Origin of the sequence: Streptomyces tubbatahanensis (genome assembly GCF_022699385.1) — a bacterium.
Lineage (GTDB): Bacteria > Actinomycetota > Actinomycetes > Streptomycetales > Streptomycetaceae > Streptomyces > Streptomyces diacarni.
In genome coordinates this window covers 7028286-7040936 of record NZ_CP093846.1, presented here as the reverse complement: position 1 = coordinate 7040936, position 12651 = coordinate 7028286, and the positions used below count along the sequence as shown (strand labels likewise).

General features: G+C 71.3%; 11 protein-coding genes. 7 read left to right on the top strand and 4 right to left on the bottom strand.

Features of this window, described 5'->3' with window-relative positions; translation table 11 throughout:
• Positions 1-87: 87 nt before the first annotated feature.
• A complete protein-coding gene (locus tag MMF93_RS30165; RefSeq protein WP_242756329.1) occupies positions 88-696 on the bottom strand; it encodes a hypothetical protein in 609 nt (202 codons plus the stop codon).
• Positions 697-1024: 328 nt separating this feature from the next.
• On the opposite strand from MMF93_RS30165, the gene MMF93_RS30160 reads away from it, so the two are divergent.
• Complete coding sequence (locus MMF93_RS30160; protein ID WP_242756328.1) at positions 1025-1474, top strand: cold-shock protein; 450 nt, start codon at positions 1025-1027, stop codon at positions 1472-1474.
• A 167-nt stretch (positions 1475-1641) separates the two neighbouring features.
• Here MMF93_RS30160 and MMF93_RS30155 read toward each other — a convergent pair whose 3' ends face one another.
• Positions 1642-2328, bottom strand: a complete 687-nt coding sequence (locus MMF93_RS30155; protein ID WP_242756327.1) for a LysM peptidoglycan-binding domain-containing protein — start codon at positions 2326-2328, stop codon at positions 1642-1644.
• A 517-nt stretch (positions 2329-2845) separates the two neighbouring features.
• Between MMF93_RS30155 and MMF93_RS30150 the strand changes: the two genes are divergently transcribed.
• The 6 genes from MMF93_RS30150 (at position 2846) to MMF93_RS30125 (ending at position 8976) form a co-directional block, all read left to right on the top strand.
• Complete coding sequence (locus tag MMF93_RS30150) at positions 2846-3607, top strand: DeoR/GlpR family DNA-binding transcription regulator (protein WP_114022450.1); 762 nt, start codon at positions 2846-2848, stop codon at positions 3605-3607.
• Between the two features lie 104 nt (positions 3608-3711).
• A complete protein-coding gene (locus tag MMF93_RS30145) occupies positions 3712-5106 on the top strand; it encodes an ABC transporter substrate-binding protein (protein WP_242756326.1) in 1395 nt (464 codons plus the stop codon).
• The gene (locus tag MMF93_RS30140) at positions 5103-6077 is read left to right on the top strand and encodes a carbohydrate ABC transporter permease (protein WP_242756325.1); all 975 of its coding nucleotides are present in this window, start codon (positions 5103-5105) and stop codon (positions 6075-6077) included. The genes MMF93_RS30145 and MMF93_RS30140 overlap by 4 nt, the downstream gene beginning before the upstream one ends.
• Complete coding sequence (locus tag MMF93_RS30135) at positions 6074-6958, top strand: carbohydrate ABC transporter permease (protein ID WP_242756324.1); 885 nt, start codon at positions 6074-6076, stop codon at positions 6956-6958. The genes MMF93_RS30140 and MMF93_RS30135 overlap by 4 nt, the downstream gene beginning before the upstream one ends.
• Complete coding sequence (locus tag MMF93_RS30130; protein ID WP_114022454.1) at positions 6955-7944, top strand: zinc-dependent alcohol dehydrogenase family protein; 990 nt, start codon at positions 6955-6957, stop codon at positions 7942-7944. Before MMF93_RS30135 ends, MMF93_RS30130 begins: the two co-directional genes overlap by 4 nt.
• A gap of 300 nt (positions 7945-8244) precedes the next feature.
• Positions 8245-8976, top strand: a complete 732-nt coding sequence (locus MMF93_RS30125) for a dienelactone hydrolase family protein (RefSeq protein ID WP_242756323.1) — start codon at positions 8245-8247, stop codon at positions 8974-8976.
• A gap of 45 nt (positions 8977-9021) precedes the next feature.
• Here MMF93_RS30125 and MMF93_RS30120 read toward each other — a convergent pair whose 3' ends face one another.
• On the bottom strand, positions 9022-11055 hold the full coding sequence (locus MMF93_RS30120; RefSeq protein WP_242757855.1) for a CocE/NonD family hydrolase: 2034 nt from the start codon (positions 11053-11055) through the stop codon (positions 9022-9024).
• Positions 11056-11192: 137 nt separating this feature from the next.
• Positions 11193-12479 (bottom strand): ATP-grasp domain-containing protein, encoded by a 1287-nt coding sequence (locus MMF93_RS30115; protein ID WP_242757854.1) that lies wholly within the window; start codon positions 12477-12479, stop codon positions 11193-11195.
• Positions 12480-12651: the final 172 nt, after the last annotated feature.

Genomic DNA, 12651 nt, shown 5'->3' with positions numbered 1-12651 from the left:
GCGGCGGACGGGGCGGCACCGCCGCGAGCCTCCCCGGTGGAGACTCGTCCGGCACCCGCCCCGGTGGGTGCACGCGCCCGGTGCCGGTCAGCTGATCCGCGGGCGGACCGCTCCCGCGGCGCGCCGGGCCGGCGCTGTGCTGACGCTCGCCCGCGCGGTGAGCAGCGAGTCGAAGAGGGCTCCGGCGGAGAGGAGGGCGGCGCGCGCGTCCTCCGTCACCCGGTGGTCGTCGTGCGCGGCGCGGGCTGCCTCGTGGACGCGCCGGTACCCGTGGACGCGGCGGGCGTGGTGGACAGACAGCGCGGCGGCCAGGTCCTCGAAGGGTGCCTGGGCGGGGTAGCCGCGCTCGGCAGCCAGCTGTGTCAGCAGGACCTCCGCCGCGTCGAGCGCCCGGCCGGGATCGGTGGAGAAGTCCTCTTCCAGCGCGGTCCACCGGGCGAGGTAGTGCTCGCGCGCGGCCCGGTCGAGCGGCAGGACCTGGAGCTGGGCGTACCGCTTGAGCCGGACGCGCAGCTCTCGCCTGGTGGTCCGCACGTCGCCGCGGCGGCGGGCCAGGGTGCGGTCGTACTCAGGACCGAAGCGGCCCTGGAGGTCTTCTCCGTCCCGGTCCGCCACCTCCTGCCTGAAACGGAACGCGAGCCCGACGGCGACCGCGAGGACCACGCCGAGACCGGCGATGAGCAGGATGGTGAACATGCGCGCCTTCTCCCCGGTTTCCGGACCCGTCGGCAGGCGGAAACCGTCCTGACAAAAATGGGGGATCGGGGCTCTGAGAAGAGACCCGGCATGGGGCCCGTGCCCAACCGGCGCCCCGGTAAACCTCCCGATGAACAATCCATCCAAACGGCTTTCGCAGACCCCCCATCCAGCGCCGCGTCCCCCCGGGGTGACCTGGGGCTATGGGGCTCCCCCGCGGCGCCCGCCGGGGGCGCCGTCACCTGCCGTACCCCTCGCGGCCCTGCTTCGCTAGGATCCCGGCCAGGTGTCCGGGCACGGGGCCCGGGGATGTGGTTGAGGTGGAAACATGGTTGCTGGTCGAGTTGTCCGGTTCGACGGTGCGCGGGGTTACGGGTTCATCGCGCCGGAACACGGGGGCGAGGACGTCTTCCTGCACGCGAACGATCTGATGGTGCCGGAGTCCTCCGTGCACACCGGCGTGGCGGTCGAATTCGAGATCGAGGACGGCGACCGCGGGCTGAAGGCCTCCTCGGTCCGCCTTCTGCACAATGCGGAGAGCATGTCGCCGTTCGCACCTGCGCCCTCCGCCGCCGGTGCGGCCCGGGAGGCGTCGGCCTCCGTCCGCTCGGACGATCCGGACGATCCCCTGTGTGACGTGCTCAGCGTCGCCGAGTACACCAGGTCGGTGACGGAGCTGCTGCTGGAATCCGCGCCGGGACTGACCGGGACGCAGATCCTCGATATCCGGCGCAGGCTCGTGCAGTTCGGGAAGCAGCACGGCTGGGCCGAGGACTGACACACCGGTCGCGTACAGCCGGTCGGCGCCGCTGCGGCGCGGGGACGGGGCCCAGCCCGTCCCGCGCCGCAGCGGCGTTGTGAGCACCGACCGGCCGCGCCGGGATTTCCGGACACCGGATCCCGGTGCCCGCCCGGGGCCCGCGAGCGGGCCCCGGGCCCGGCGGGTCAGTACCAGCCGTGCTTGTTGTGAAAGGCGAGCGCCGCCTGCCAGGAGCCGTAGCGGTCCTCGACATAGCGCTCGGCGCCGGCGTGCTGTTCGGCGACCGTGCCCTTGCCCCAGGGCTGGTCGGTCTGGAACAGCCCGTAGTACTTGCCGTTCTGGGCGTTGGGGTTGCCGCTGGACTCCCGGCGGATGATCTCCGCCTTCGCCGCGTTCTCCGACATGGAGGCGGCCGAGGAGGCGGGCTTGGACCGCGTGGCCTGCGGAGCCGCCTCCTCCTGTGACTGCTCCTCCTGGGCCTGCGGGGCCTGTGAGGTCTGCGGAGTCTCGGGGGTTGCCTCCTGCGCCGGAGGCGGCGCCGAGGGGGCCGGCTGCGGGGTACTCGCTCCGGTGACCTCCAGTCGCTGACCGGGGAAGATCCGGTCGGGATCGGGAAGGCTGTTCCGCTCGGCCAGTTCCTGCCAGGTGGTCCCGTGGCGCTGTGCGACCTGGGAGAGGGTGTCACCGGGCTGCACCTCGTACCCGGTGGTGCCCTGCGTCTCGTACCCGGTGGTGCCCTGGGTCCGCGCGGTGGCCTCCGCGTGGGTGTGCGTGCCGGCGGACTGCGCCTCCTGCCCGAAGGCGGGAGTTGCCGGGACGGCGACCGCGGCCGCCGTGAGGACGCCGAAGGTGGCGATCTTGGTCTTACGCATCTGAATCAGGTCCTTACCGTCGAGTCCGGAGACTCTCTGTTGGGGTCAGAGGAAAGCCCGTCAGGGCGGTAGCAAACTCCTCCGGGCGCTCCCCGGGCTGACGATCCGTTCGGCTCGGCCGATCTTTCACCCGGGCAGAGGTACCGGGCGCCCCCGATGGGCGGTACCCGACGCCGACGCGACGTGCCACGGCCCGCCCGGGCGCCCGGGTGGTGTCCGGCCCCCGCGTCGCGTGGTGCCCGTGCGGGCCATGGGAAGGCGGGCGGGCCCCGAACGGGCGCGGGCGGGCCGGATACGGGCACAGGGCCAGGGCATGGATGCGGCTCGGGCCTGGGACGGCACGCCGTGGGGGGCAGGGGGAGACGGGCACAAGCGGGCACGATCTGCCCGACCGGAGGGCTGGTGGTGCCCCACCCAGGGCCGGTACAACTCTGCACACGGGCAGGAACGGGCAGCCCGGTGCCCGAACGGAGCCCGCGGGGACCGGCCGGGGCGGGACGAACAGGAGCACGGAGCCATGAGCGCGGCGGAGCGGCAGCGGCAGATCGTCGGTACGGCACGACGACTGGGCTCCGTCGAGGTGACCCAACTCGCCGACGATCTCGGCGTGGCCAAGGAGACGGTGCGCCGCGATCTGCGTGTCCTGGAGCAACACGGTCTGCTGCGCCGTACGCACGGAGGCGCCTATCCGGTGGAGAGTGCCGGCTTCGAGACGACGCTGGCCTTCCGCACCACCATGCACGTGCCGGAGAAGCGGCGGATCGCCTCGGCCGCCGTCGAACTGCTCGGGGACGCGGAGACGGTCTTCGTGGACGAGGGGTTCACTCCGCAGCTCATCGCCGAGGCGCTGCCGACGGACCGGGCGTTGACGGTGGTGACGGCCTCACTGCCGGTGGCGAACGTGCTGGCGAGTGCGGGGGACTTCACCGTGCTGCTGCTGGGCGGACGAGTGCGGGGCGGCACGCTGGCCACCGTCGAGCACTGGACGACGAAGATGCTGGCCGGATTCGTCATCGACCTGGCGTTCGTCGGCGCCAACGGCATCTCCCGCGAGCACGGGTTGACCACCCCCGACCCGGCGGTCAGCGAGGTGAAGGCGCAGGCGGTGCGGGCGGCGCGGCGGCGGGTCTTCGCCGGTCCGCACACCAAGTTCGGCGCGGTGAGTTTCTGCCGCTTCGCCCAGGTGGGCGACTTCGAGGCGCTGGTCACCTCCACCGGGCTGCCCGCACAAGAAGCACACCGTTACGCCCTCCAGGGGCCGCAGGTCATCAGAGTCTGACCCGTCCCGCCCGAGCGCTCCACCCCCGCCCCCCGTCCCGGACCGGCGGTCGTCCTCGTACGCCCGCCGACGCCGTACCCATGTCGATATCGCCAGGAGTTTCCATGCGCCGTCGGAGCAGACAGCTCAGCCGGACACCTCACCGACCACGCCGTGCCCGGGCGCTGGCCGCGACCGCCACGGCGGGCGTGCTGCTCACGCTTCCCGCCTGTGCCGGGGCCGGGGCGCTGGGGCAGGGGGGTGACACGATCAACGTCCTCATGGTGAACAACCCGCAGATGCTGGAGTTGCGGAAGCTGACCGCGGACCACTTCACGAAGGAGACCGGCATCAAGGTCAACTTCACGGTGCTGCCGGAGAACGACGTCCGCGACAAGATCAGCCAGGACTTCGCCAACCAGGCGGGCCAGTACGACGTGGCCACCCTCAGCAACTACGAGACGCCGATCTTCGCGAAGAACGAGTGGCTGCAGCCGCTGGACCAGTACACCCGCAAGGACAAGTCGTTCGACCAGCAGGACATCCTGCCTCCGGTGCGGGAGTCACTCAGCGGCGAGGACGGCAAGGTCTACGCGCAGCCCTTCTACGGTGAGTCGTCCTTCCTGATGTACCGCAAGGACGTCTTCGCCGAAGAGGGCCTGACGATGCCGAAGGAGCCGACCTGGCCGCAGGTCGCCGAGCTTGCGGCCGAGGTGGACGGCTCGCAGAGCGGCATGAAGGGCATATGCCTGCGCGGGCTGCCGGGCTGGGGCGAGCTGATCGCGCCGCTGACGAGCGTCGTCAACACCTTCGGCGGCACGTGGTTCGACAAGGACTGGAAGGCGCGGCTGGACGACCCCGCCTTCAAGAAGGCGACGAAGTTCTATGTCGACCTGGTGCGCAAGCACGGCGAATCCGGCGCCGCCCAGGCCGGTTACGCCGAATGCCTGAACAACATGACGCAGGGCAAGACCGCCATGTGGTACGACGCCACGGCCGGCGCCGGCTCCCTGGAGGGGTCGAAGTCCAAGGTCAAGGGCAAGATCGGGTACGTGCCCGCGCCGACGCTCAAGACGGAGAGCTCCGGCTGGCTCTACAGCTGGGCGTGGGGCATCCAAAAGGCGAGCCGCAACCCGGACAAGGCCTGGAAGTTCATCTCCTGGGCGTCGGGCAAGGAGTACGAGCGGCTGGTCGGCGAGGAGTTCGGCTGGGCCAACGTCCCGGCGGGCAAGCGCGCCTCGACCTACAAGCTGCCCGAGTACAAGAAGGAGGCGGGCGCCTTCGGTGAGGTCACCCGCCGGGCCATCGCAGGCGCCGAGCCCCGCGACCCCGGCGTGCAGCCGCGGCCGACCATCGGCATCCAGTTCGTGGACATCCCCGAGTTCGCCGACCTGGGCACCAAGGTCTCGCAGGAGATCAGCGCGGCGATCGCGGGCCGCCAGTCCGTCGAGACGGCGCTGCGCAAATCCCAGGCACTGGCCGAGGAGATCTCCGAGGACTACGAGGGGCGGGGCCGATGAGCACGCCGACGACCGCTCCGGCACCCGGAGCCCGCAACGAGCGCCCGTCAGCGGCGGCCAAGCCCGCCACGAAGCCGCAGGGCCCGCCGAACAAGCTGCGCGCCTGGGTCACCAGGGCGCCGCTGCTGCCCGCGCTGGTGTTCATGATCGTCGTCACCCAGCTGCCGTTCGTGGCCACCCTGGTGGTCTCGTTCTTCGACTGGAACGCCCTGTACCCGGAGGCCCGCCGGTTCGGGGGCTTCGAGAACTACGGGGAGGTGCTCGGCGACGCGGCGCTGCGCGAGTCCGTGATCACGACGGCGATACTGACCGCCGTCGTCGTGCTGACCAGCCTGGTGCTCGGGCTCGGCCTGGCGCTGCTGCTCGACCGCACCTTCAAGGGCCGCGGCCTGGTGCGCACCCTGCTGATCGCGCCGTTCCTGCTGGTTCCCGTGGCGGCGGCGCTGCTGTGGAAACACGTCCTCTACAACCCGGAGTACGGGCTGCTCAACGGCATGCTGACCTGGGTGTTCGGAGACGACGGGCCGCAGCCCGACTGGGTGGCGGAGATGCCGCTCGGCGCGGTGGAGGTGGCGCTGATCTGGCAGTGGACGCCGTTCATGATGCTCATCCTGCTGGCCGGGCTGCAGAGCCGTCCCGCCGACTCCCTGGAGGCGGCCCGCATCGACGGGGCGAGCGCCTGGCAGATCTTCCGCTATCTGACGGTGCCGCACCTGCGCCGCTACCTGGAGCTGGGCGCGCTGCTGGGTTCCATCTACATCGTGCAGAACTTCGACGCCGTCTTCACCATCACCTCCGGCGGGCTGGGAACCGCCAACCTGCCGTACACCATCTACCAGACCTTCTACCAGGGCCACGAGTACGGACTGGCGTCCGCGGCCGGGGTCCTGGTGGTGCTCGGCTCCCTGATCATCGCCACCCTCGCGCTGCGGGTGGTCTCGTCCCTCTTCCGTGAGGAGGCCCGGTCATGAGTGCGAGCGTCACGGTCGCCGACCCGAGAAAGGCGCGCGCGGTCACCGCCCCGCGCACGGTACGGCGCAGGAACGCGCTGCTTGGCCTGCTGGCGTGGGTGTGCGGGCTCGTCTTCTTCCTGCCGATCGCGTGGATGGTGCTCACCTCCTTCCACTCGGAGTCGGACGCGGCCACCAACCCGCCGTCCCTGGCCGCCCCGCTGACGCTGGACGGCTACCGGGAGTTCTTCGGCGGGGCCTGGCAGTCGGGGCCCTGGCCGGCGCTGGCCAACTCGCTGACCGCCTCGGTGGTCTCCACCCTGTTCGTGCTCCTGCTGGCGCTGCCCGCCGCCTACGCGCTGTCCATCCGGCCGGTGCGCAAGTGGACCGACGTCCTGTTCTTCTTCCTGTCCACGAAGATGCTGCCGGTGGTCGCCGGGCTGCTGCCGATCTACCTGTTCGCCAAGAACACCGGCTTCCTCGACAACATCTGGCTGCTGGTCATCCTCTACACCTCGATGAACCTGCCGATCGCGGTGTGGATGATGCAGTCCTTCCTGGCCGAGGTGCCGGTCGCGCTGATCGAGGCGGCACAGCTCGACGGCGCCCGGCTGCCCACCATCCTGGCGCGGGTCGTCGCACCCGTCGCCGCGCCCGGGATCGCCGCCACCGCGCTGATCTGCTTCATCTTCTCCTGGAACGAGATGCTCTTCGCGCGGGTGCTGACGGGGGTCGTCGCACAGACGGCGCCCGTCTTCCTGACCGGCTTCATCACCAGCCAGGGCCTGTTCCTGGCCAAGGTGTGCGCCGCGTCGCTCGTGATCTCCCTGCCGGTGCTCGCCGCGGGGTTCGCCGCCCAGGACAAGCTGGTCCAGGGCCTGTCGCTAGGAGCCGTGAAATGAAGGCCGCTCTCGTCGAGTCCGTGGGGAAGGTCTCCCTGACGGAGGTTCCCGACCCCACACCAGGGCCCCGCGAGGTGGTGGTGAAGGTGGCCGCGTGCGGGCTGTGCGGCACGGACCTGCACATCCTCCAGGGGGAGTTCGCCCCGACCCTGCCCGTGATCCCCGGACACGAGTTCGCCGGGGAGGTGGTGGCGCTCGGCAGCGAGGTGACCGAGCTGTCCGAGGGCACCCGGGTGGCCGTCGACCCCTCCCTGTACTGCTACGAGTGCCGCTACTGCCGCTCAGGGCACAACAACCTGTGCGAGCGCTGGGCGGCGATCGGGGTGAGCCGCGCCGGCGGCGCCGCCGAGTACGCGGTGGCGCCGGTGGCCAACTGCGTGCCTCTGCCCGAGAACGTGCGCACCCAGGACGCGGCCCTGATCGAGCCGCTGTCGTGCGCGGTGCGCGGCTACGACGTGCTGAAGAGCCAGCTGGGTTCGCACGTGCTGATCTACGGCTCGGGGACGATGGGCCTGATGATGCTGGAGCTGGCCAAGCGCACCGGCGCCGCCAGTGTGGAGGTGCTCGACCTCAACCCCGAGCGCCTTCGAACGGCGCGCTCCCTGGGATGCAGCGGCGCCGCGGCCACCGCCGAGGAGCTGGACCGCCCCGGCGGCTGGGACCTGGTGGTGGACGCCACGGGGAACGCGGCCGCCATCCAGGACGGCCTGGGCCGCGTGGCCAAGGCGGGCACCTTCCTCCAGTTCGGGGTCGCCGACTACGCGACGCGGGCCACCATCGACCCGTACCGCATCTACAACCAGGAGATCACCATCACCGGATCGATGGCGGTGCTGCACAGCTACGAGCGGGCGGCCGAGCTGTTCGCCGGCGGCATCCTCGACCCGGAGGTGTTCATCTCGGACCGGCTCCCGCTGGCCTCCTACCCCGAGGCGCTGGACCGGTTCGCGGAGGGCAAGGGCCGCAAGATCGTCGTAGTGCCCTGACCTCCCCGTCCCGGGGCGTCCCCCTCCCCCCGGCGCCCCGGGGCGCGCCGCCGGGCCGATGGCCCGGCACGGGCGGCGCGCCCTGCCAGGTCCCGCTGTCCTGGTGCTGCGTCAGACGGGGCTCGCATGCCTGTTCGCCTGCCCGGGCCCGAGGGGAAGTCCTTCGTGATACGTTTCTGCCGCCGTGCACTGCCGCGAACCGAGGAGGTGAGACCGATCAACGCTGCGACAGGTCGGGCCTCCCTCTCCTGCATGGCCTAGGGAGCGCCCGCAGAGGCATCCCGAAAGGCTTGCAACGCTATGCGCTTCCTCTCTGAGACGTCGTCCGACGGCGTCCGCGAACAGCTCTTCGAACTCGGCGAGATCCCCGGCGTGCTGTGGACGCCGGAAGGCGCCGTCGACGCTCGTCCACTCCTCTTGATGGGACACGGCGGCGGGCAGCACAAGAAGGCCCCCGGCATCCTGGTCCGCGCACGCCGCTTCGTGACGGAGCTCGGTTTCGCGGTCGTGGCCCTCGACGCGCCCGCCCACGGCGACCGGCCGAAGGTCGAGGAGTACGACCGGATCGTGACCGGGAACCAGGCTCGCATCGAGGCCGGTGCAGAGCCGGCTGAGCTGATCGCCGGGTTCCAGGCGCGCGTGGCACGCCAGACCGTGCCGGAATGGCGGGCGGCCCTGGACGCGGTCCAGCAGCTCGACCACGTCGGCGCCGGTGGGGTGGGCTACTGGGGGGTCTCGTTGGGGTGCGGCCTCGGCGTTCCGTTCGTCGCTGCCGAGCCCCGGATCCGCGCGGCGGTACTGGGCTTGGGCGGGGCGGCGGCCTCGGCCGAGGCCGCCGAGGCGATCACCGTCCCGGTCGAGTTCCTGGTGCAGTGGGACGACGAGCGGGTGCCGCGAGCCCAGAGCATGGCGCTGTTCGACGCCTTCGCCTCGACCGAGAAGACGCTGCACGCCAACCCCGGCGAGCACGGGGCGATTCCGGCATTCGAACTGGACAGCACGCTGAGGTTCTTCTCCCGGCACCTCGGCTGATGCCGTACCTCTCCCCCGCCCACCAGCTCAAGCGTCGGATGAGGCTCAGAGGCAGTCCCGGGGCACCGTCTCGTTCCAGGTGCGGGAGAAGACGCGGTCCCCCGACACGTAGGCGTCCAGCGTCGCGTGCACGTGGAAGTCCCGCTCGGTGCAGGTCAGTACGGTACGGGTGACCGTCTTGGCCTCCCATCCGTCGCGCCGGAACGTCATGGTCCACGTCGACTCGCCACCGACGGAGGTGAAGTCGTCGGCCACCGCCGTGTACCGCTCGTAGGCGCGCCGGCCGACGTCAAGACCGATGTGGTCCAGGTGCTCGAAGCCGCGGTCCTTCACGATCTCCAGCTCGTGGTGGTAGTCGATCAGGTCGCGCTTGACGTCCCAGCGCTCCTCCGGCGGGGTGAGCGTCGTGGTCGTCAGCGGCGCGGCGCCCTCGGGCTCGCCGAACAGGCCGCGCGGGGCCTCCCCGTCGGCGCGGGGGCTGCGGATCGGCAGCGTGAGGCTGCTGGAGTCCTGGTGGACGCTCAGCAGCACGGGGCGCGGCGGCGGCCAGGCCAGCGGCCAGTACGAGGTGGACAGCGACAGCCGGATGCGGTGCCCGGGGGGAAAGGCCTGCGCGACCCCGTTGAGCCGCACGGTGGCGCGGCAGCGCGCCCCGGGCTCCACCGGCTCCGGCGTGCCGGTGCCCTCGCGGTGGCTGAGGTTGAGGACACCGTAGGTGACGCGGGTGGCGCTGCCGTCGGGGGCGACGTCGGACAGCCGCGCGGCCACCTGCGCGACCGGTTCACTGGCCGTCAGGTCCAGCTCGACGCTGGGCGAGCCGAGGATCTCCACGCGCTCGGTGAGCGGGTCCGTCTCGAAGACCAGCGAGCCCCCGTCCTCCTCCCGCTGGTCGTAGGGCAGGTCGGGCGGCGCGTTGTACGACGCCCACTTGCCGGCGAACTGGCCGACCGACAGCGGGGAGCGCACCGTCAGCGGCTCGCCGGGGCCGCCCTCGTCGGCCGGCTCCCCCGGCGGGCGGATGCGGTACTGCGTCAGCGGGTGGACGGCCTCCTCGATCTGCGGCGAGGGCCACTCGGGCTCGGTCACCCACCTGCCGGGCCGCTCCTCGTAAGCGGTGGAGGGCGGCACGCTGTCCTGCATCCAGGCGCTGAGCACGGGTTTGTCCATGACGCCGTTGTCCGCGCCCTTGAGCCAGTGGTCCCACCAGCGGACCACCTCCTGGAGGTAGCCGATGGCCGGGCCCGGCTCGCCCAGGTGCGGAAACTTGTGCGACCAGGGGCCGATCAGTCCGCGGCGCGGCACGTCCAGGTGGGCGAGCAGGCGGGTGACGGCGTTGGAGTAGCCGTCGGCCCAGCCGCTGGAGGCCAGCACCGGGCAGCGCACGGCCTGGTAGTCCTCGCAGACGGAGGCGTGCCGCCAGTAGTCGTCGCGGCGCTGGTGGCGCAGCCACTCCAGCACCCACGGCTCGGTGCCCTCAAGCCGTTCGCGCCACATCTCGCGCCAGCGGTCGCCGACCACGGCGGGGTCGGGCGGGCAGGTGGCGTAGGCGAACATGGTGCCCGCCTCGGCCAGGTTGTCCGACAGCAGTGCGCCGCCCATGTAGTGCATGTCGTCGGCGTACCGGTCGTCGGTGAAGGAGGCGATGACGATGGCGCGCAGGCTCTCAGGCTGGAGTGCGGCGACCTGGAGCGCGGCGAAGGCGCCCCAGGAAATCCCCATCATGCCGGTGTTGCCGTCGCACCAGGGCTGCTCGGTGAGCCACTGCAGGACGTCGAGCGCATCCTGCTGCTCCTGCTCCAGGTACTCGTCCTCCAGCACCCCGTCCGAGTCGCCGGTGCCGCGCAGGTCGACGCGGACGCAGACGTAGCCGTGCCCGGCGAGGTAGGGGTGGTGGATCGAGTCCCGTACGGCCGTCAGGTCACGCTGGCGGTAGGGGATGTACTCCAGCACGGCGGGCAGGGGTTCCTGGTCCGTGCAGACGGGGCGCCAGATGCGGGCGGAGAGCCGGGTGCCGTCCGGGAGCGGCACGCTGGTGGTCTCCTCCTTCGTCTCGTACGGCAGGTTGTGCACGGTGCGCATGGGCGCGGTCCGCCTCCTTCCCGTGGTGCGGTCGGCCGGGTGGATGGCCGCTGCTGCGGCCGGGTCGGTGGCCGCTGTCGGCCGGACGCGGGGCGCTGTCGTTCGCCGGTGCGCCGCCGCGTCCGGCTCGCTGGTCGTCACTCCTGTGGAGCGTCGCTGTTCTCGCCGTTCTCGCCGCCGGGCGGTGTGCCGTGCAGGCCGAGGGCCGCGATGGCGCGGTCGTACTTCTCGCGCAGTTCGTCGTCGTCCGCTCCCGCGGTGAAGACGTGGGCGAGTTCGTAGCTGTAGCTGTCCTGCTGGGACAGGTTCGCCAGCTGTTGTCCCTGTTCGGGGACGACGTCGATGACGACTCCCGGGATCTCCTCCTCCACCCGAGCGATCTGGCGCGCGGAGGGCACGCTGTGGGCCACGCCGTCGGTGAACCAGCGGTGGTACCACTTCGCGGCGCACTCGTAGGGACCCGCGCGGTACGGGAGGGCCGGATCGCGGCCGAGGGCGAGGGCCACCATGCAGTGGTGGTTGGGCACCCCGTCGACGAAGTCGAACAGTTCGGCGTGCGACTGGGAGTGCCGCGGATTGATCTCCAGCAGCCTGATCGCGTCCGTGCCCGGGTCGTAGAAGAACTCGATGCTGAAGGTGGCCGCGTCCATGCCGATCTGCCGGATGACCCGCTCGGAGACGTCGATCAGCCGCTCCTGGACCTGCGGCGGGAGGCTGCTGGGGTACTGGTGCCGCAGGAAGGACGAGGAGTCGGGGTAGGTGATGGAGTCCAGCACCCCGTAGACGGTGACGGCGCCCTGGTGGACGTATCCCTCGACGGCCACCTGGAGTCCGGTGAGCGTCTCCTCGGCCAGGCAGACCATGCCGCCCACTCCGGCCATCTCCTCGGGCAGCTCGATCTGGTCGAGGACGTACTCGAACGGCCTGCCGACCCGGGCGATGCCCTCCCTGATCTTCGCGACGGCCTCGCGGAACTGCTCGATGTTCTCGACCCCGTAGGCCAGCTCCGAGGAGTAGGCCAGGGCCGGCTTGACCCACATGGGGAAGCGGACGCCCTCGGGTGGCTCGGGCTCGGCCGCCTCCATGTCGACCCTGCCGAAGCGGGGTATCTCGTCGATGGCCTTCTGCTGTTCCAGCCTGCTCCAGTACTTGTGTTCGCACTTGACCACCGACTCCAGCCCCGTGCTGCGGGTGCCGTACCGCTCGGCCAGCAGCGGGATCATGGTGGAGACGGGGAAGTCCCAGTAGCCGACGACGGCGTCGACGCTCCCGTCGAAGGAGTCGAGGACCCCGCGGGCCCGCTCCAGCAGGCCGGGCACCGAGACCTCGTCCTCCTGGAGTTCCTCGGGGCTCAGCAGCGGGTGGAAGCGGCAGTGTTCCGCTCCCGGTACCGCCTCGAGTGTGGTGCGGTTGGTCTCGTCCATACCGAGCACGAAGACGTTCGCGACGTCCGCTGCCGGCTCCTGCCGGACCGGCCGCGCGGGCGCGGCCGTCCGCTGCTGTGGGGCCGTCTCGTGCTCGACCTGGCCACGCGTGATGTTCCTGGCTGGGGGCACGGGTTCTCTCCACATCGCTGTTCCGGTAGCACCCCGGGTC

Excerpts from the sequence above, each read along its gene's own strand:
- MMF93_RS30165 (WP_242756329.1), bottom strand. The coding sequence starts at position 696 with ATGTTCACCATCCTGCTCATCGCCGGTCTCGGCGTGGTCCTCGCGGTC.
- MMF93_RS30160 (WP_242756328.1), top strand. The coding sequence starts at position 1,025 with ATGGTTGCTGGTCGAGTTGTCCGGTTCGACGGTGCGCGGGGTTACGGG.
- MMF93_RS30155 (WP_242756327.1), bottom strand. The coding sequence starts at position 2,328 with ATGCGTAAGACCAAGATCGCCACCTTCGGCGTCCTCACGGCGGCCGCG.
- MMF93_RS30150 (WP_114022450.1), top strand. The coding sequence starts at position 2,846 with ATGAGCGCGGCGGAGCGGCAGCGGCAGATCGTCGGTACGGCACGACGA.
- MMF93_RS30145 (WP_242756326.1), top strand. The coding sequence starts at position 3,712 with ATGCGCCGTCGGAGCAGACAGCTCAGCCGGACACCTCACCGACCACGC.
- MMF93_RS30140 (WP_242756325.1), top strand. The coding sequence starts at position 5,103 with ATGAGCACGCCGACGACCGCTCCGGCACCCGGAGCCCGCAACGAGCGC.
- MMF93_RS30135 (WP_242756324.1), top strand. The coding sequence starts at position 6,074 with ATGAGTGCGAGCGTCACGGTCGCCGACCCGAGAAAGGCGCGCGCGGTC.
- MMF93_RS30130 (WP_114022454.1), top strand. The coding sequence starts at position 6,955 with ATGAAGGCCGCTCTCGTCGAGTCCGTGGGGAAGGTCTCCCTGACGGAG.
- MMF93_RS30125 (WP_242756323.1), top strand. The coding sequence starts at position 8,245 with ATGCGCTTCCTCTCTGAGACGTCGTCCGACGGCGTCCGCGAACAGCTC.
- MMF93_RS30120 (WP_242757855.1), bottom strand. The coding sequence starts at position 11,055 with ATGCGCACCGTGCACAACCTGCCGTACGAGACGAAGGAGGAGACCACC.
- MMF93_RS30115 (WP_242757854.1), bottom strand. The coding sequence starts at position 12,479 with ATGGACGAGACCAACCGCACCACACTCGAGGCGGTACCGGGAGCGGAA.